General features: G+C 61.9%; 16 protein-coding genes. 2 read left to right on the top strand and 14 right to left on the bottom strand.

Annotated elements, in window-relative coordinates:
• Positions 1-81: 81 nt before the first annotated feature.
• From AB4N76_RS27510 to AB4N76_RS27485, 6 genes are all read right to left on the bottom strand, one after another.
• Positions 82-2193 (bottom strand): hybrid sensor histidine kinase/response regulator, encoded by a 2112-nt coding sequence (locus AB4N76_RS27510; protein WP_046027471.1) that lies wholly within the window; start codon positions 2191-2193, stop codon positions 82-84.
• Positions 2194-2321: 128 nt separating this feature from the next.
• Positions 2322-5417, bottom strand: coding sequence for an error-prone DNA polymerase (locus AB4N76_RS27505; RefSeq protein ID WP_460163809.1), 3096 nt, complete (start codon positions 5415-5417; stop codon positions 2322-2324).
• Positions 5393-6808 carry a Y-family DNA polymerase gene (locus AB4N76_RS27500; protein WP_046027474.1) on the bottom strand — a complete coding sequence of 472 codons (1416 nt, stop codon included), beginning with the start codon at positions 6806-6808 and terminating at the stop codon, positions 5393-5395. Before AB4N76_RS27500 ends, AB4N76_RS27505 begins: the two co-directional genes overlap by 25 nt.
• A gap of 7 nt (positions 6809-6815) precedes the next feature.
• Positions 6816-7433, bottom strand: coding sequence for a translesion DNA synthesis-associated protein ImuA (gene imuA / locus AB4N76_RS27495; protein WP_109784698.1), 618 nt, complete (start codon positions 7431-7433; stop codon positions 6816-6818).
• Positions 7433-8050: a transcriptional repressor LexA gene (lexA, locus tag AB4N76_RS27490; RefSeq protein ID WP_046027479.1), complete on the bottom strand. Its 618-nt coding sequence runs from the start codon at positions 8048-8050 to the stop codon at positions 7433-7435. Before lexA ends, imuA begins: the two co-directional genes overlap by 1 nt.
• 176 nt (positions 8051-8226) lie before the next feature.
• Complete coding sequence (locus tag AB4N76_RS27485) at positions 8227-9159, bottom strand: LysR family transcriptional regulator (protein WP_046027480.1); 933 nt, start codon at positions 9157-9159, stop codon at positions 8227-8229.
• Positions 9160-9262: 103 nt separating this feature from the next.
• On the opposite strand from AB4N76_RS27485, the gene AB4N76_RS27480 reads away from it, so the two are divergent.
• Both AB4N76_RS27480 and AB4N76_RS27475 read left to right on the top strand, forming a co-directional pair.
• Positions 9263-11005, top strand: coding sequence for an amidohydrolase (locus AB4N76_RS27480; RefSeq protein WP_046027482.1), 1743 nt, complete (start codon positions 9263-9265; stop codon positions 11003-11005).
• A 109-nt stretch (positions 11006-11114) separates the two neighbouring features.
• Positions 11115-11852, top strand: a complete 738-nt coding sequence (locus tag AB4N76_RS27475) for a TorF family putative porin (RefSeq protein ID WP_460163808.1) — start codon at positions 11115-11117, stop codon at positions 11850-11852.
• Between the two features lie 106 nt (positions 11853-11958).
• Here AB4N76_RS27475 and AB4N76_RS27470 read toward each other — a convergent pair whose 3' ends face one another.
• The 8 genes from AB4N76_RS27470 to AB4N76_RS27435 form a co-directional block, all read right to left on the bottom strand.
• Positions 11959-12252: a DUF971 domain-containing protein gene (locus tag AB4N76_RS27470; protein ID WP_046027484.1), complete on the bottom strand. Its 294-nt coding sequence runs from the start codon at positions 12250-12252 to the stop codon at positions 11959-11961.
• Positions 12249-13211, bottom strand: a complete 963-nt coding sequence (locus AB4N76_RS27465) for a HEAT repeat domain-containing protein (protein WP_046027485.1) — start codon at positions 13209-13211, stop codon at positions 12249-12251. Before AB4N76_RS27465 ends, AB4N76_RS27470 begins: the two co-directional genes overlap by 4 nt.
• Positions 13208-14056 carry an ABC transporter ATP-binding protein gene (locus AB4N76_RS27460; RefSeq protein WP_460163807.1) on the bottom strand — a complete coding sequence of 283 codons (849 nt, stop codon included), beginning with the start codon at positions 14054-14056 and terminating at the stop codon, positions 13208-13210. The genes AB4N76_RS27465 and AB4N76_RS27460 overlap by 4 nt, the downstream gene beginning before the upstream one ends.
• Positions 14056-14838, bottom strand: a complete 783-nt coding sequence (locus tag AB4N76_RS27455; protein ID WP_046027488.1) for an ABC transporter permease — start codon at positions 14836-14838, stop codon at positions 14056-14058. The genes AB4N76_RS27460 and AB4N76_RS27455 overlap by 1 nt, the downstream gene beginning before the upstream one ends.
• A gap of 136 nt (positions 14839-14974) precedes the next feature.
• Positions 14975-16381, bottom strand: a complete 1407-nt coding sequence (locus AB4N76_RS27450; protein ID WP_460163806.1) for an ABC transporter substrate-binding protein — start codon at positions 16379-16381, stop codon at positions 14975-14977.
• Between the two features lie 237 nt (positions 16382-16618).
• Positions 16619-16864 carry a 4Fe-4S dicluster domain-containing protein gene (locus AB4N76_RS27445; RefSeq protein ID WP_007946457.1) on the bottom strand — a complete coding sequence of 82 codons (246 nt, stop codon included), beginning with the start codon at positions 16862-16864 and terminating at the stop codon, positions 16619-16621.
• A gap of 25 nt (positions 16865-16889) precedes the next feature.
• Positions 16890-18635, bottom strand: a complete 1746-nt coding sequence (locus tag AB4N76_RS27440; RefSeq protein ID WP_460163805.1) for a fumarate reductase/succinate dehydrogenase flavoprotein subunit — start codon at positions 18633-18635, stop codon at positions 16890-16892.
• On the bottom strand, positions 18632-19384 hold the full coding sequence (locus AB4N76_RS27435) for a GntR family transcriptional regulator (protein ID WP_109784689.1): 753 nt from the start codon (positions 19382-19384) through the stop codon (positions 18632-18634). Before AB4N76_RS27435 ends, AB4N76_RS27440 begins: the two co-directional genes overlap by 4 nt.
• Positions 19385-19517: the final 133 nt, after the last annotated feature.

The raw sequence follows: 19517 nt of genomic DNA, 5'->3' as shown, positions 1-19517 counted from the left end.
GGGTTCTGTCGACCACCTGTCAGACCAGCGGTGCCCGTTCGTCGTCCTGTCGCAAATACGGTAAAGCCTGAGCAAAGGAGTTCAACCATTAAGGACGGTGCGAACCATTCGGGTAAGCGCTTGGGGCCCGTAGGGCTTGCTCAGCAAATGCGTGTCGGGGCTGAGTAGGTGGTTGCGCGAGATAATGTCGCGGGTATGGCCCGAGGCGAACAACACCGCCACCGGGGGAATTTGCACTTTGGCCCACGCGGCCAGGTCCGCGCTTTTGATCAGGCCAGGCATGACCACGTCAGTGAAAATCAACTCCACGGCCGCCCCCTCCAGCAAGATCTGCATCGCCTGGTCGCCGTTGGCGGCCGTCAAGACGTGGTAACCCTCTTCGCACAACAACTCCACCGCCGAGGCGCGTACCGCTTCGTTGTCTTCAACCACCAGAATAGTTTCATGGCCGCCGCGGTGCTGCGCATCAAGCGGCGTCGTTTCGCTGGGCAACGGGCGCAGGCTGCGTGGGAAATACAACTGAACCCGAGTGCCCTGCCCCTCAGTGCTGGAAATCTCGATGTGCCCGCCGCTCTGTTTGACGAAACCGAACACCATGCTCAACCCCAGCCCCGTTCCCTGGCCATCGGCCTTGGTGGTGAAAAACGGTTCGAAGGCCTGGGCAAGCACCTGCGGTGGCATGCCGATACCGGCGTCTGTCACCGAAACGCAGACGTAGTCGCCGGCAACAATGCCCTTGCCCGCACAAAACGTTGAGTCGAGGACGATGTGTTCGGCACTCAGACCGATGGTCCCCTCACCTTTCATGGCGTCACGGGCATTGATTGCCAGATTGAGAATGGCGTTCTCCAGTTGATTGCGATCAACAAAGATGTGCCAGGGATCCTGCGGGGCACTGACGTTGATCTGAATGGTTTCCCCCAACGCCCGCTGCAACAGCTCCGCGAGGCCGTCGAAAATCTGCCGTGGATGGCACACCGCGGGTGACAGTGGCTGGCGACGGGCGAACGCGAGCAATTGCGAAGACAATTTTGCGCCACGTTCGACGGCGGCAATCGAGGCATTGACCCGGCGCTGTACGTTGGCATTGTCCGGTTCATGCCGCGCCAGCAAGTGCAGGTTGCCGGCGATCACCTGCAACAAATTATTGAAGTCGTGGGCGACGCCACCGGTGAGACCGCCGATGGCTTCGAGTTTCTGTGATTGGCGAAGTTGCTCTTCGGCGGCCAGCCGCGCGTCGACTTCATCCGCCACACGTTGCTCCAGGTTACGCGTGAACCTGAGCAACGAATCTTCGGCAGTCTTGCGTTCATGGATGTCGATCAAGACGCCGGGAAAGCGGAACGGCTCGCCCTGCTCATTGAACTCGCAACCGCCGCTCGCCTGCACCCACAGGTAACTGCCGTCCGGGCGCAGGACACGATATTCGGCATTGAACGACTCACCGGTTTCTACCGATTTATTAACCTGCTCCTTTACCCAACCGAGATCGTCGGGATGGATCTGCGCTTCGGCAACCTCCGTGGGCAGGTTGCTCAGGTCCTGATCGGCGGGATAGCAGAAGGTGCGGGCAAAGCGCTCGTCGCCAGACAGCTTGTTGGCCTTGATGTCCCAGACGAACGAACCCAGCAAGGCTCCGGCATTGAGCGCCAGGCGAACCCGTTCGTTGTCGGCGCGATAGGCATCTTCGGCGGTCTGGCGGCGGCGTTCGGACATCACATGTCCCGTGGTCTCGACCACCATCGCCATGACACCGGCCGGCTTGCCACTATCGTCGGCCACCGGGCTGTAATAGAGGTCCAGCCAGACGTCTTCGGGAACGCCGTCGCGCAGCAACACCAGTTCTTTATTGCTATAGGACAAGGTGCCGCCCGCCAGGCAGGTATTGACCACATGCCGATTGAACTCGGCGACTTCCGGCCAGCCCATTTCCACCGGGGAACCCAACAGATAGGGATGGCGGCCACCGGCGAATCGGGAGTAGGCATCGTTGTAGATCATGTACCCGGCGCGGCCCCACAGCATCACCATCGGCAGGGGTGAAGCCAGCATCAATTGCACAGAACTGCACAGGCTTGCGGGCCAGGTGTCGAGGCTGCCCAGTTCGGTCTGGCACCAGTCGAAGGCGCGAATACGCCCGGCCATTTCACCGTTCCAGCCAGCACACCCGTGGCTTTCGTCTAGAAACTGCATCGATTGGCTCTATCCCGGTCATTGACACCCGTTTGTTTCGAGCATTGCGCACGCAATTCGTTTCATAGAGGTATAGCTGATTCAAATCCTCCGGGCACTTGTGGCGAGGATGCCCCTCTAGCCAAAGGTCAGCGGAAATCCCGGCTGTGCACGGTGATGCCGTCGAGCAATGCACTCAGGTCGCTCAAGCGTCCGGCAATCAGGTGGCGGACCTCGCCTTCCTTTTCCCAGCGGCCATCGACCTTGAGCAGCTGCGAGCCGACCAGCACCTGGCGTTGCCGCTCGGCCAGGTCGCGCCAGACCACCACGTTGACATTGCCGAACTCGTCTTCCAGGGTCACGAACGTCACGCCACTGGCAGTGCCTGGCCGTTGCCGCCCCGTCACCAGGCCCGCGATGCTGACCGGCCGCCCGTGTTCCACCGCCATCAGCTCTTGCGAACTGCGGCAGCGCCGGGCTTTCAGTTCACCGCGCAGCAACGCCAGCGGATGCGGCCCCAGAGTGGTGCCGACACTGGCGTAATCCGCTTGCAGGTCTTCGCCGACCGTGGGTTTGGGCAATGCCACCGCGTCCTCCTCCTGACTTGGCAGGCCGGCAAACAAACCGAGTTGCTTTTGCACCCCCGCCACCTCCCAGCGAGCACGATGCCGGTCACCGGCCAACCCCCGCAACGCACCGGCATCGGCCAGTTGTTCCTGGGCGCGGGCATCGAGCCGTGCGCGCTGACCAAGGTCGGCGATGTCGACAAACAGCCCACGCGAGCGCGCCACTTCAATACGCTGGGCATCGTCTTCGCGAAAGCCCTTGATCATCCGCAACCCCATGCGAATCGCCGGTTGCGCGCCGGTGATCGGCTCCAGGCTGCAATCCCAGTCACTGGCGCGCACATCCACCGGGCGAATCTGCAAATGATGCCGGCGTGCGTCCTGCAGAATCTGATCCGGGCTGTAGAACCCCATCGGCCAGCTGTTGATCAGCGCACAGGCGAAGGCCGCCGGTTCATGGCATTTCAACCAGCAACTGGCGTAGGTCAGCAAGGCGAAACTGGCGGCGTGGGACTCGGGGAACCCGTAGCTGCCAAACCCTTTGATCTGTTCGAATATCTGCGCGGCGAATTCGGCCGTGTAGCCGTTTTTCATCCCGGCGGCCAACCGATCCTTGTGCGGCTCCAGCCCGCCATGGCGTTTCCAGGCGGCCATGGAACGCCGCAACTGATCGGCCTCGCCAGGGCTGTAGTCGGCGGCGACAATGGCGATCTGCATCACTTGTTCCTGGAACAACGGCACGCCAAGGGTGCGTTTGAGCACCTCCTTCAATTCTTCGGAGGGATAGCTTTCGGGTTCTTCCTTGTTTCGACGGCGCAGATACGGATGAACCATTCCGCCCTGGATAGGGCCGGGGCGAACGATCGCCACCTCGATCACCAGATCATAGAACTTGCGCGGTTTGAGCCGGGGCAACATCGACATCTGTGCCCGGGATTCGATCTGGAAGACACCGATGGTGTCGGCACGGCCAATCATGTCGTAGGTGGCCGGGTCCTCGGACGGGATCGTCGCCAGGCTCAGGTCAAGGCCTCGATGGCGACGCAGCAGATCGAAACAACGGCGGATCGCGCTCAGCATCCCCAGCGCCAGAATATCCACTTTGAGCAACCCGACCGCGTCCAGGTCGTCCTTGTCCCACTGAATGATCGTGCGCTCGGCCATGGCGGCGTTTTCCACCGGCACAAGGCTGTCCAGCGGTTGCTCGGAAATGACGAAGCCACCGGGGTGCTGGGACAAGTGCCGGGGGAAACCGATCAACTGTTGTGTCAGGCTCAGGACTCGACGTAGCACCGGGCTTTCGGGGTCGAACCCGCCTTCGAGCAGGCGCTCCACGGGCGGCGTTGCATCACTCCAGTGGCCGCAGCAATCGGCCAGGGCGTTGATCTGATCCGGCGGCAACCCCAACGCCTTGGCCACGTCACGCACCGCGCCGGCCGCGTGATAGGTGCTGACCACCGCCGTCAACGCCGCGCGCGTACGGCCGTAACGCGCAAACACGTACTGCAAGACTTCTTCGCGACGTTCGTGCTCGAAGTCCACATCAATGTCCGGCGGCTCGTTGCGCTCCCTGGAGAGAAAACGCTCGAACAGCATGTTCATCCGGTCCGGGTCGATCTCGGTGATGCCCAAGGCGAAACACACCGCCGAGTTGGCCGCCGAGCCCCGGCCCTGACAGAGAATCTTTTCGCGCCGGGCGAAAGCGACGATGTCCTGAACCGTCAGGAAATAGCTTTCGTAGCCCAGCTCGGCGATCAGCTTCAGTTCCTTGTCGATCAGCCCGCGCACCTTCTCGCTCGCCCCTTCGGGCCAGCGTTCGCGAAGGCCGCGCTCGGTCAGTTCGCGCAGCCAGGACGCGGCGCTGTGCCCTTGCGGCACCAACTCCCGCGGATACTGATAACGCAACTGGCCAAGGTCGAAGGTGCAGCGCCGGGCAATGGTCAGCGTTTCATCGAGCAAGGCTGGCGGGTAGATCGATTGCAACACATCAAGGCTGCGCACATGCCGCTCGCCATTGGGGTGAAGCCGCAGCCCGGCCTCGGCCACCGGCAGGTGATGACGGATGGCCGTCATGGTGTCCTGCAAGGCGCGGCGGCCACGGGTGTGCATGTGCACATCGCCGCTGGCCACCGCAGGTATCCGCAACTCCCGCGCCAGGGTCAACAGCGCCTCCAGGCGCCGGGTATCGTCCTGGCCGCAATGCAACTGGACGCTCAGCCACAGGCGTTCGGCGAAGGTCTGTTGCAGCCAGAGGCCCGGTTCGACGTCATCGACAGCGTCTGGCACCCACAACGCCAACAGCCCCGGCATCGGTTCGCTGAAGTCTTCGCGCAGCACGTGGTACTGGCCTTTCTGCGTGCGGCGGCGCGCCCGGGTAATCAGGCGACACAGGGTCTGATACCCCTCAAGGCTCTCCACCAGCAGCACCAGTTTCGGGCCGCCCTCGATGCGGATTTCGCTGCCGATAATCAGCGGCAGCTCCACCGACTTGGCGGCTTGCCAGGCGCGGACGATGCCGGCCAGCGTGCATTCATCGGTAATCGCCAACGCTTGATAGCCGTGCTTTTTGGCGCGTTGAAAGAGTTCAAGGGCACTGGACGCGCCGCGCTGGAAGCTGAAGTTCGACAGGCAGTGCAACTCGGCATAGTCGATGCTCATGCAAACCAGCCTTGCAGCCACAGAGGACCGCTCTCGCCGACCGCACGATAAGCCCAACCCTGCTGGCCGGAACGGGTTTCGATCAGGTAGTAGTCGCGGCGCACGTCGTCACCGTCCCACCAGCCCGACTCGATGCGTTCCGGGCCCATGAGGATGCGCGTCGAACCTTCGTGGATCGCCTGCGGTTCCGTCAGCAACCAGCCCGGACGCAGCACACCTGGCAACCCCGTGCAGCGTTGGTTGTCGGCCCGCGCCTGCCACGCGCACTCCGGCCGGTGGTCGGCCTGAAAGCGTAAACCCTGCACCGCCTCATCCCCGAGCCGCGCACGCAAGCGTTCGCGCAGTTGCTCCCACGGCAAGGACTGCTGCGGCCGGTCGTCGAACAGTTCCTGGCGCTGGGGAACGAAGCTGGGCAAGTCTTCGGCGCACAACCGAAAACCGCGCACCGGGGCCTCGACCTGCACCTGCTCCAGCCGCCCCCGGGCCAGTTCGAAGAGCATCGCCGGATCGCGCTCGGCGCTGAGCAGGCCTACCTTGATCACCGAGTCCGGCAAACCGGCGTGTTCCAGGTGCAGGTCGAAACGCTGCACGCCACTGTCCCGACCGCAGAGAAATGCCGACAGATCACCAGTCAATCGGCGTAACGGGAACAGCAGCGCCTGATGCGACTGCACGTCGAAGTTGAGCTCGATGCGCACGTCGAAACGGTCCGGCGGCAGGTAGAACGCCAGGGCCAAGCGCCGCTCACCGAACAGCGCGTCCAGGTGCTTGAGCACCTGGGCTTCGAAACGCCGGGCCAGACTTTGTCGTGGCAGCGCCTGCACCTGACTCAAGGTGCGCAAGCCCATGCGCGACAACGCCGTGGCCACTGCGGGCTCCAAGGCGATGCGGTCGACGGGCAATTGCCCGAGATGGTGCTGCAAGGCGTCGTTGTCCGGCACCACCAGCCCGTCATACACGTTGGCCAGTACCCGCGCAGCCACCGGGTTGGGCGCCGCGACAATCCGATGGCGAAAACCCAGCTCGCCGAGCTCGGCGCGCAACCGCGCCTCAAACGTTGGCCAGGGCCCGAACAGCCCCAGGCTGGATTCGATTTCAAACACCACGGCACGCGGGTAATGGACGCTCACCTGGGAGCTGAACCGATAGGCCCACGCCGCCAGAAACTGTTGCCAGTGCTCGATCTCGGCGGCGTCGTATTCGGCCGTGGCAAAGCCTTTGCTCAAGGCTTGCGCGGCGGTCATCGACTGGCCTGGGCGCAGGCCCAATGCCCGCGCCGAGGCGTTGACCGCTTGCAACACCCGACGCTGCGCCGGGCCGGTCAGCAGGGCCAGCGGCGCCTCGGGATCGGGGCGCTGACGCAGCACCGCGTCCAGCGCCAATTGCGGGAAGAGAATACAGACCCAGCGCATGGCAACCTCAATGCCCCACGGGGAAGGCAATCGGCGCCGAGCGCGCCAGCCCGCCCCGGCACTTGAGCACGCGCAATTGCGCGGGGTTGGCGTCGATGGCGATGCGCAGGGCGGCGGGCGACGGGTTGATCGCTTCATGGAGCGAGCGGTAGGCGAACGCCAGGGTCGAACCGGTTTCCGCCGCCACCTGCAAGCGACGCAACGCCCGGTCATCGGCCTTGTGCGGCCAGCACAATACGGCGCCGCAACTGCCTGAACGCAGGCATTGCTCCGCGGCCCACAAGGCATCGCGCTCGCTGGCCTGGATGATCGACAACTGGCGCAGATCGACCCCGGCGTTCTGCCACGCTTGCGGATACGGCACATACGGCGGCGCCACCAGCACGATGCGCTCGCCCGCCGCCGACAACCGCGCCAGCGCTGGCCACACCAGTTGCAATTCACCCACCCCCTGCCCGGCCAGGAGGATTTCGGTCAGCGCCGCTTCCGGCCAGCCTCCGGTGGGCAGCGCCGCATCCAGCGCGGCATGCCCGGTGGGTTGCGGGCTGACGGCCGGTGGCGCAGGCCGGCCCTTCCAGACCTGGCCGCCATTGAACAGCGTATCCAGCGCAACGACGGCGCCCATCACCCTTGCCTCACCAGACCGCAGAACACCCCTTCGATGGCGAGGTCCTGACCGGGCTGCACGATGATCGGCTGATACGCCGGGTTGCGTGGCAACAGGCGAACCGTGTCGCCGACCCGCTCGAAACGCTTGATGGTGACTTCACCGTCCAGCCGCGCCACGACGATCTGGCCGTTGACCGCCTCGGGGTTGCGCCGCACGCCCACCAGATCGCCATCGAGAATGCCGTCCCCGATCATCGAATCGCCCTGAACCCGCAGCATGTAATCCGGCACCCGCGAAAAGATTGCCGGGTCGAGCAGCAAACGGCTGTGCACCTCGGCGTCGGCACCGATGGGCGCACCGGCCGCCACCCGGCCGAGTACCGGAATGTCCAGCAACTCGGGGCGCGCCGGTTGCCCGAGCAGGCGAATGCCACGGGCCTGATGCGGGTTGACCTCGATGAAACCGGCCTCGGTCAGCGCCAGCACATGCTTGCGCGCCACGCTGCGAGAGGCAAAACCGAACGCCTCGCTGATTTCAGCAAGGCTCGGGGACTGACCGTGCTCCGCGATTCGGTCGCGGATAAACGTCAGGATGGCGGTACGACGGGGAGTAAGGTTTGTCATGGAGTACATTTGTACTCTTTTGGCATTTCCATGACAAGGACTTGTAGGCGCCGTGTAGGAATTATGTGTAGGAGCCCTGTAGCAGCTGTCGAGTGAAACGAGGCTGCGATTGGGTCTGTAGAAGATCGCAGCCTCGTTTCACTCGACAGCTGCTACAGGGGCCCGGTCAGTGTGTAAATGAAAACTCAACTGCCGCCGTCTTCATTCAAGCCGCGAGACGCCAGAAAACCTGCGATGTAGTCGATAAACGCCAAGACCTTCGCGGTTGCCCGGCGGTGGCTCGGGTACACCGCCAGAATGTGCGGGCCAAAGCTGTCCGGGTCGATGTCATAGTCGGCCATCAGCCGCACCAGCCGGCCGTCGGCAAGGTATGGCGCGGCGCTCCACAACGGCGTGTGCAGCAAACCGCGCCCGGCCAGCGCGTTGGCCAGCAACAGGTCGTAATTGTCGCTGCGCAGTCGCGGTGAAACCGGTTGAGGCAGGCTCAGACGCTGCCCGTCGCGTTCGACCCACCAGAATTCGCGACTGAGCAACGGATGGCGGTACAACAGCCATTCGTGGTCATCCAGGGTTTGTGGGGTGACAGGCAGCGTTTTACGCGCCAGATAAGCCGGGCTGCCACACAGGGCCAGGCGATTACTGCCGACAACGCGAGCAATCAGCCCCGGCAAGTCGTCGTGGCCTTCGCGCAAGGCGAGGTCGTAACCGCTTTCCAACAAATTGACGAACTCATCGCACAAGTCCACTTGCAGATTGATCTGCGGGTATTGCTCCAGAAAGCCGCCACACACTTGATCGAGAAACGCCTGTCCATAGGCCAGCGGCGCGGTGATTTTCAGATTGCCGCGCAGGCCATGCTGCAATTGCTCGATTTCCTCACCCGCCTCCTCCAGCCGCTGCAACACCTGGCGCGCGGTTTCCAGATAAAGCCGCCCGGACTCGGTCAACAGAATCCGTCGAGTGCTGCGCTCGAACAACCGGGCGCCGAGCTCGGCTTCCAGGTGATTGACCGCTTTGGTCAGGGCCGACGGGGTTTTGCCCAGCTGCTCGGCGGCACGGCTGAAGCTGCCGAGTTGCGCCGTGACCACGAACATTTTCAACGCACCCAGCTTGTCCATACTTTTTCCATTCCGGCAAAAACGTTTTTCGTGAGGAAGGCGTTCTGCTGCGCACAAGCAGCCACTAATCTGGCCATCAGACGCAATAACAAGGAAACATTCAATGAAAAGATTCATCCCGAATCTATTGATGGCCGCAGTGAGTTTTGCCTCGATGGAAGCCATGGCAGCCACCGACCTGGTGCTGATCAATGGCAAGATTTTCACCGCTGACCGCACCCAACCGAAGGTGCAGGCGCTGGCAGTACAAGACGGCAAGGTGCTGCAAGTGGGCAGCGATGCGCAGATCAAAGCCTTGATCACACCGGAAACAAAAGTGGTGGATCTGGGCGGTAAAACCCTGATGCCCGGTCTGATCGACACCCATTCCCATGCGATTTTCGGCGGCCTGGAAATGGTCGTGGCCAACATGGAAGACGAGGTGGTCGAGCTCGACGAACTGGAAAAACGCCTGCGCGGCTGGCGTGACGACGGTAAGGCCAAACACGGCGATGTACTGACCGTGGCCGGCATGAGCTCGGTTTACTGGGCGCAGGCCGAGGCCCTGGGCAAGAAATTCAACACCGGTGAATGGGCCGATGTGCCCGTGGTGTTCACCGGCAGCGACCACCACACGGCCTGGGCCAACGACTTCATGCTCAAGCGCGCCGGTATCGACGCCGCGTTGCTCAAGTCATTGCCCGCCGCCGAAGTCGACACCATTGGCAAGCGCGCCGATGGCACCCCCAACGGTTTCCTGGTGGACGCCGGTTGGGACCGGGTGTCCTCGAAAATGCCGGTGCCGAGCACCGCCGATATGCTCAAAGCCGCCCAATCGGCCGTGCGCTACAACAACAGCTTCGGCATCACGGCGTGGATGGACCCCGCCGCCAATGCCGCGCCCGGCGAACCGCTGTTCGCACTCAAACCCACGGAAAAAACCGTTGGCGTGCTCCCGGCCTATAAGGCGCTGGCCGAAAGCGGTGACATGAGCGTCCACGTGGCCGCCCTGCTGGTGGCCAACTCGAAAAGCGTGCCGGCCGATCTCGATACGCTGGACAAGGTTCGCCAGCAATTCCAGGGCATCCCGAACCTGACCCTGCCTGGCGTGAAGATTTTCGCCGACGGCGTGATCGAATTCCCGGCCCAGAGCGCGGCAATGATCGACCCTTACAGCAACTCGCACAAACAAGGTGAATTGCTGATCGATCCGAAGCATTTCGGCGAACTGGTCAGCGCCATCGACCAGCGCGGCTGGCTGGTGCACATCCATGCGATCGGCGATCGCGCGGTGCGTGAGGCGCTGAACGGCATCGCTCAGGCACGCAAGGATCGCCAGAGCGGCGTGACGCACTCGATCACGCACTTGCAAATCGTCAATCCGAAAGAGTTTGCGCGGTTCAAACCGCTCAACGTCATCGCCTCGATGCAACTGCTGTGGGCCTCGGCCGACGACTACACCACGGACATGATCAAGCCTTACGTCAGCGCCCTCGCCTTCCGTTACCAATACCCGGCGCATTCGCTGCTCAAACAAGGCGCGACGATTTCGGGCGCCAGTGACTGGCCGGTGTCCTCGCCCAACCCGTGGAACGCCATGGCCCAGGCCATCACCCGCGTCGGTCCGCTGGGCGTGTTGAATGCCAAAGAAGCTGTCGACCGCGAAACGATGTTCTACGCCTACACCGCGAACGCCGCGCGCACCATCGGCCTGGAAAAACAGATCGGTTCGCTGACCCCAGGCAAGCAGGCTGACTTCATCGTGCTGGACCGTGACGTTTTCACCGTCGACAACAAGGCCCTGCACGACACAAAAGTGCTGCAAACCTGGTTTGCCGGCCGCGAAGTCTACGCCCCCACCCTCTAATAAAAATCCACGGTCACCCCTGCCCGACCCCGCGCTCAACGCCGGGGCCCGGCGCAGCTTTGCGTAAAAAAACTGCCCATAAAACAATCACAACATCGGGACTTTATTCATGAAAGCTTTCACCCTGTTCGCCCTCGGATCCCTGAGCCTGCTGCCATTGAGCAGCCAGGCCATTGTCCTCAATGATGACTTTTCCGTACTGGTGGACCTGACCCTGGCGAGCGATTACCGCACCCGCGGCATTTCACAAACTCAGAATGATCCCGCCGTGCAGGCCGGCGTGACCCTCACTCACAGCACGGGGTTGTACGTGGGGGCCTGGAGTTCGAACGTCGACTTCGGTGGCGGCCTGAAAACCCGCCAGGAAATCGACTACTACGCCGGCTGGTTTTGGGAAGCCACCGAAGACGTCAACCTGGACATCGGTTACCTCAAGTACTCATACCCGAAAGAAAGCCAGTTCAACCAGAGTGAGGTCTACAGCATTCTCAGCGTCTACGGGGTGAAGTTCGGCGCCTACTATTCCGACGATGCGCCGGGCATCGAAAGCGAGCAGAACTCGCTGTACACCTATGTCGGTTACGAAACCCAATTGCCATACGACACGGGCCTGAAACTGCGCTACGGCAACATGGACTTCAAGGACCCGCACCTGTACTCAAGTTCGGGCCACGCCGAAGATTCGTACCGCGAATGGGAAGTCAAACTGACCCACGAACTGGCTGGCGTGGTGCTGGGCTTGAGCTACGTCGACACCGACCTGTCGAAAAGCCAATGCGCCAGCAACTGGGGGTTTGACGACGTGTGCAGTGCGACCGTAGTGGCGAGTGTCAGCAAGTCCTTCTGACTGCGCACATCCCCCCTGTGGGAGCGGGCTTGCCCGCGATGAGGCCATTACATTCAACATCTATACCGAATGTCAGTCCGCCATCGCGGGCAAGCCCGCTCCCACATTAAATTTCAATAGACTCGCAAATGAGTTGTGCCAGGTAGGGCCACGGGTATATCCCGCGTTCGTGGCCGTCGCTGAACACCAGTTGCAGGCCATAACCCTGGGCATTGAGTTCAACCACACGAATGCGCGGATCAACCTTCACCGTCAGCCCTTGCAGCCGAAACGCCCGGCACTGCGAGCACGGGCACTGACGCCGCAACTCGGCATGTCCCAGCCACTGTTCACGCCCATCCGGCCAGTTCAATCGCAGCTGCTGTTTCCCCTGGGAATTGACCACGGCCAACGGGTTCATTGCAGTTGACTCAAGGCGATGCGCACGGCTTTGCGCACTTCCGGGTCGCCGTCGTCTTGCGCGGCCTGCAAGGGGGCGATGGCGCCTTTGTCGTTCAATTCGCCAAGGGCCAGCGCCGCTTCCTTGCGCAGGTTGCTGATGCGGTGGCCGAGGGATTCGATCAGTGCGTCGAGGGCCGGGGCGTAACGCAAGCGGCCGAGGCTGCGGGTGGCACGCAGGCGGACTTGCCAGTAATCATCGCTCAGGGCTTCGACCAAGGCGTCGCCGGCATCCCTGTGACCGACTTTGCCCAGTGTGGTCGCGGCTTCTTCGCGCACTTGCCAGGCGTCGTCCTGTAATGCCTGGCAGAGCGCCGGCAGCACTTGCGCGTCGGATGCCAAACCGAGGGCCCCGGTGGCGGCGCGGCGGACTTCGGTGTCCGGGTCCTGACTGGCCAATCGGGCCAGGGCCGGCAAGGCATCGAGTTGTTTGAGCCAGCCGAGTACGCCGACTGCTTCGCGCCGGACACTGGCGTCCTCATCGTTCAACGCCACGATTGCAGCACCGGCGGCATCAGGAAACCGCAACTCACGCAACGCCCTGAACGCGGCAATGCGCACGCTGATCGCGGCATGCGCCGTCCATGGCAAAATCACCCTGCCCGCCGCTTCGCTTTTGAGCAGGCTAAGGCTTTGTGCAGCGGCCGATTGCACGGTCAACGAGGGATCGGTCAGCGCCTGACACAGCGCTTCGACCACGGGTTCTTCCTCCCAGGCTTCGAGCAAGCGGGCGGCCTCGGCGCGGACTTCTTCGGTGGGGTCTTCGGCCAGTCGATTCACCAGCCACAGTAAGCCATCCGGTTCTTCAAGGTCGGCCAGTTCAATCAGCGCGATGCGGCGCACGCCGGGATCGTCATCGGTCAGGCGCGGTTGCAGGGCAAGGATGTCGTCGTTATCGGTTACATCGAATAGAGAGGTCATAGGGCAAATCGCGGCAGTTTTTTTTCAGGAGGGAGTCCGAGAGGGTTCAGGCGCGGTAGCTGCCGACCGTCTTCGTGACGCAGTAATTCGAGGCAATGGCGCTTCAAGCGGGAAAATTCGGGGCTAGTCACCAGTTCGGTGGTGCGTGGCCGAGGAAAGTCGAGACGCACGTCTTCGATGATGCGGCCCGGTCGAGTGCTCATGACCAGCAGGCGATCGGCGAGGAACAGCGCTTCGTCGATGTCGTGGGTGACGAACACCACGGTGGTGCGGATCCGCGTCCAGATGTCCAGCAGCAGTTCCTGCATGTTCAGCCGAGTCAGCGCGTCGAGCGCACCGAAGGGTTCGTCCATCAGCAACAGGCGCGGGCGATTGATCAGCACCCGGGCGATTTCCACCCGTTGCTGCATACCGCCGGAGAGCTGATCCGGCCAGCGTTCGGCAAAACCTTCCAGCCCCACCAACGCAAGAATTTCATCGGCGGCGCGATGCCGTTCGGCCTTGCCGATGCCACGCATTTTCAGGCCGAAGGCGACGTTGTCACGCACGGTTCGCCAAGGAAACAACGTGTGATGCTGGAACACCATGCCGCGCTGCGGCGACGGGCCCGACACTGGCGCACCATCGACCTTGAGACTGCCGGCACGCGGTTGCAGGTGCCCGGCCAGTGCGCCGAGCAATGTCGACTTGCCGCAACCGGACGGCCCGAGAATGCACACGAACTGCCCGGCTTCAATCTGGCAATCCAGACCTTGCACGGCTTCGAAAGCGTGTGCGCCGTCGCCGAGAACGATAGACAACTGGCGGATGTCGATCCGCCCTTCCGGGGTTTGCATCACGCTCATCAGGCTTTTCCTCGTGGTCGGTGCCAAGGCGTGAACAGCCCGCCGAGGCGTTTGATCAGCAGGCTGCTGCCCATTCCCAGTACACCGATCAGCAACATCCCGACCACGATGTCGGCATAGTTCTGGATGGTGTACGACTCCCAGGTGTAATAGCCGATGCCGTATTGGCCGGAGATCATTTCGGCGGTGACCAGGCAAAACCATGAAGTGCCCATGCCGATGGCCAGGCCTGTGATGATGCTTGGCGCGGCGCCGGGCAGGATTACTTCCAGCAGGATCGCCCGCCGCCCTGCCCCCAGGCTTCGGGCCGAGGCGATCAGGCGTGGGTCGACGCCTTCGACGCCATGCACGGTGTTGAGCAAAATCGGAAACAACGCCCCGGTGAAGGTGATGAAGACCATCGACAGTTCCGAGGACGGGAACATCAGGATCGCCAATGGAATCCAGGCAACGGCGGGAATCGGGCGCAGGACCTCCAAGGGTGGCAGCAGCACATCCTCGGCCCATTTCGAGCGGCCGATGGCCAGGCCCAGGGCGATGCCGACGATCAGCGCGGTGAGGTAACCGGCGAAGACCCGGCTGAGGCTGCTGCTCAGGTGTTGGGCGAATTTGCCGGAGTCGCCGAGGCTCAAGGCAGCGTTAATGACTGCCAAGGGTGTTGGCACATTGGCGAAGGTGACCAGGCCGAGGTTCCAGTGGCCACTGGCGGCGAGTTGCCAGAACAGCAGGCACACCAACAGTGAAATGGCCCTGGGGAGCCAGCGTAAATAGGATCCGTACACAATAATTCCTCTCCATCGAGATCCCTGTGGGAGCGGGCTTGCCCGCGATGAGGCCTGATCAGTCAACATTGACGTTGTCTGACCCACCGCTATCGCGGGCAAGCCCGCTCCCACAGGGAATTGCACTGTTCTGAAATTAGCGTGCGGCAACGGCCTGGGTGGTGGCTTCGCTGAAGTCGAGGACTTTGCCGCCCTGGGCCGTGGCGAACTGCTGGGCTTGGCCTTTGAGCAGGAAGGCGCTCAGCTGCCCTTGCGCATCACTGGCAAACCACGCCTGATCCGCCAGCAACTTGATCCCGCTGTCGCTCGCCTGGGCATACACCGCGCGGATGTTTTTGCCTTCCTGCTTGAGGCTGGCCAAGGCGCTGAATGCCGCTTGCGCCGAGGCGTATTGGCGGACTTTCGGCTCTCCGCGCACCCAGATTTCCGCCACATGGCTGACGTCAGTGATCGCCTTCCCGTTCGCTGCATCCACGGCTTTCAGAGGTGTCTGCGCGTAGTTGGCCAGTTGCGCGGTGTAGTCGAGGTTCGACGCCTTGAAGGCGGCGCGGATGTATTGATCGTCGATAAAGGTGTTTAGATCGAGACCGCGATCCGCCTTCTTCAACAGCTTGAGGGTGTCGATAGCGGTGCCGACCGCCTGACGGTATTCCGGCTTCCAGCTCAGGTCGCGGGTTTGCACGCCCAGCGGCCCGTGGAACAGGTAATTGACCTCGGCATCGACCCCGGTGACTTGGGCGATCAACTCGCTGTACTTCTCCGGCTCAGCGGCGAGCAACTGATTGGCCTCGATGCTCGCCCGCAGATAAGCGACGACAATTTCCGGGTATTTTTTGGCATACGCCTGATCCACCAGCGCGCCATGAAACGTCGGCGCATTGGCCTGGGCACCGTCGTAAATCTTGCGGGCGAAACCACGGCTCGGGAACAGTTCGGCGAACGGCACGAAGTCCGCATGTGCGTCGATCTTCCCGGCCTGCAACGCCGAGCCTGCGACTTCTGGCGGCTGGGCGATGATGTTCACGTCTTTGAGCGGGTCCCAACCCTGAGCGGCCACCGCGCGCAGCAACATGCCATGGGCCGTCGAGGCGAACGGAACCGAGATGGTCTTGCCCTTCAACTCCGCCAACGACTGCACGCCCGAGGCGCTCGGCACCACGATGCCGTTGCCGCTGCCCTTGATACTGCCCGAGAGCACGCTGATAAACAGGCTGTGCTTGCCGGCGGTTTCGAACGCCACGCCGTTGAACGAGCCAGGGAAATCGGCCATGGCGCCGAAGTCGAGTTTTCCGGCGACCATCTCGTTAGTCAGCGGTGCGCCACTGGTGAAGTTCTTCCACTCGACCTCGTATTTCGCGTCTTTGTACTGGCCGTCGTGGGGCAGGTATTTGTCGAGCAGCCCGAGCTCACGAATCAACAGTCCGCCAGCGGCGCAATTGATCGTGGTGTCCTGGGTGCCAATGGCAATGCGGATGGTTTCGGCCGACGCCGACAGGGTGAATGAGGCCAGTACCAGACCGGCTAAAGCTGCACGCAACAACATAGGTGTTTCCCCTCGAATCATTTATAGGATGTTCGTCTCCGCCACGATCAGGGCGTGGTGGGAAACGAGGGGTGGTTTGAAGCTGGCGTCCGGTGGTGGCCGGATGGCTTTTGGGTTGTCTGGGGGGCCTCATCGCGGGCAAGCCCGGCTCCCACAGTGATTTGTGCTGAATCCAAAATTTTGCAGACACCAAAGAAACCTGTGGGAGCCGGGCTTGCCGCGATGGCGTCCGACCATTCAGCGCAACAGGTAAGGAATTTCAACTTTCACAGCGCCAGTCGGACAGTCCTTTTCGCACGGCATGCAGTACCAGCATTCGTCGAAGGCCATGTAGGCTTTTTGCGTGGCCGGGTTGATCGCCAGCAGGTCCATCGGGCAGACGTCGACGCACACGGTGCAGCCTTTGTGGGCGATGCAAAGATCCTCATCGACCGTGACGGGCGCGTTGGAGCGGAAGAAGATTTCCTGGGGTTGATAGGCCATTTTCGGTCTCTCTCTTGTGTGTAGCTCAGGCCGCAAAGGCGCCCACGCGCAGCCGGTCGTAGGCCTGCATTTCATCGACGTCCAGCGCGATGATGTAAGGTTCGACGGCTTTCTTGAAACTGCTCATCAAGCCGTTTTCATCCTTTTTCAGGTGGCAATGGCAGAACCAGTCGCTGTCGTTGCGTTGCGGGTGATCGACGCGATAGTGGTAAAGCCCCCAGCGGCTTTCAGCACGGAACAGCGAGGCCCTTGCGGCCATTTCGGCGCAATCGCGGATCATGCTGACTTCCATGGCACGCATCAGTTCGTGGGCGTTGTGGGCTTTGATCTGATCGAGATCGCGCTGGATATCACTGAAGCGTTGCAGGCCGATCTGCATTTTCTTGGTCACTTTCGGCGGTTGCAGGTAGTCGTTCACAAAGCGCCGCAGCTTGTACTCGACTTGCGCGGGTGGCAGACCTTGTTCGCGGTCCAGCGGTGCGTAAACCCTTTGTTTCTCCGTCTCGATTTGTTGGGCATCGACGGCTGAGAACTCGCGCCCGGCGACGAAATCCGCCGCGTTGGTGCCGGCAAACCAACCGTAAGTGAACGCACCGAGCATGTAGTTGTGCGGCACTGCCGCCATATCACCCGCCGAGTACAACCCCTTCACCGAGGTCTCCGCCCGCTCGTTGACCCACACGCCCGACGCCGAATGCCCGCTGCAAAAACCGATCTCTGAAATGTGCATCTCGACCATCTGCGTGCGGTAGTCAGTGCCACGATTGGCATGGAACTGGCCGCGACTCGGGCGTTCGTTGCTGTGCAGGATCTCTTCGATGTTCTGGATGGTTTCCTCGGCCAGGTGATCGAGTTTGAGGAACACCGGGCCGTTGCCGCTTTCGAGTTCCTGGTGGAACTCCCACATCATCTGGCCGCTCCAGTAGTCGCACTCGATGAAGCGCTCGCCCTTGTTATTCGCGGTGTAGCCGCCCAACGGACCGGTGACGTACGCGCAGGCAGGGCCGTTGTAATCCTTGATCAGCGGGTTGATCTGGAAGCATTCCAGGTTCGCCAGTTCGGCCCCGGCGTGATACGCCATGGCGTAACCGTCGCCGGCATTGGTCGGGTTTTCGTAGGTGCCCATCAGGTAGCCCGAAGCCGGCAAACCCAGACGTCCGGCGGCGCCGCAGCACAGGATCACCGCTTTGGCCTTGATCACATGGAAGTCGGCGGTGCGGCAATCGAACCCCATCACGCCGTTGACCGCGCCCTCTTCATCCGTCAGCAATCGGGTGCAGACCAAGCGATTGGTGATGCTCACCCGCGCCCGCTTCAACTGCCGGTACAGGACTTTCTTGATGTCATGCCCTTCCGGCATCGGCAGCACGTAGGCGCCCATGTGATGGACTTTTTTCACCGCGTAGTCGCCGGTTTCGTCCTTCTCGAACTTCACGCCCCAGCGGTCTAGCTGCTCGATGGTTTCAAAACTGTGCGTGGCATAGGCGTACACCGCGGCCTGATTGACGATGCCGTCATTGGCGATGGTGATTTCCTTGGTGTACTGCTCCGGCGTCGAGTGGCCGGGAATGATCGCGTTGTTCAGGCCGTCCATGCCCATGCTGATCGCGCCGCTGCGTTTGACGTTGGCCTTGTCGATCAACAACACGCGCAAGTCGCGGTTGCGCTCCTTGGCCTTGATCGCCGCCATCGGTCCTGCGGTGCCGCCGCCGATCACGACGATGTCGTATTCCTGTTCGAGGGTGCTTCTGGTTGTAGAGCTGCGCGTCATGCCTGTGCCCCTTTTTGCCGGTCGATTCGCAAGCGGTACTGGAAGGCATCGCCGCGGTAGTAAAGGTGTTCGAAGTCCACCGGCCGACCGTTTGCATCGTGGGTCAGTCGTTCGATGCGCATGATGGGCGAGCCCGGTTCGACGTTCAGTGCACGGGTCAGATCGCTGTCGGCCAAGACGGCATCAATGGCCAGGTCGGCGTGTCCGAGGGCCAGGCCGCAGTCGTTTTCGAGGATCAGGAAAATGTCGCGGGTGACCAGATCAGCCTTCTCCAGGCGTTCGCCGAGGGCTCTGGGCAGGTAGGTGATTTCCAGCGAAATCGGTTCGCGGTTGATCAAACGAACCCGTTTGATCTGCGCCACGATTTCACCTTCGGCCACCTCTAAACGCTCGGCGACGAGTTTGTCGGCGGCGATGAATTTGAAACTGCGCAGGCGGTTGATCACCTCATAGCCGCGACCGGTCATGGATTCGGCCAGGCCTTGCAGGGTGCTGACGTTCTGGAAGGTTTTCGGTTTGGCGACGAAGGTGCCTTTGCCGTGGATCTTGAAGATCAGCCCTTCCTTTTGCAGATCCCCCAGGGCCTGGCGCACGGTGATGCGGCTGACTTTGAACAACGAGCCGAGCTCGCTTTCGGAAGGCATCTGGCTGTCTTGCGGGTATTCACCGTCGAGGATGCGAGCGCGCAATATGTCCCGCAGTTGGGTATGCAACGGGATGCTGCTCAGGGATAGAACGTTATCAGTCATGGCAGATCACTTGTTATAACGAGTTATAACGTGATCTTAGAGAGCCTGCAGGAGGATTGAGAAATACTGTTTGAGCATAAGGTTAGATGCGTCGGACACACCCGAGCCTCTGTAGCAGCTGCCGAGCCTGCGA

Source organism: Pseudomonas sp. S2_F03 (assembly GCF_054668335.1).
Note: the sequence above shows the minus strand (reverse complement) of the source record. Positions and strands in the feature narration are given on the sequence as shown.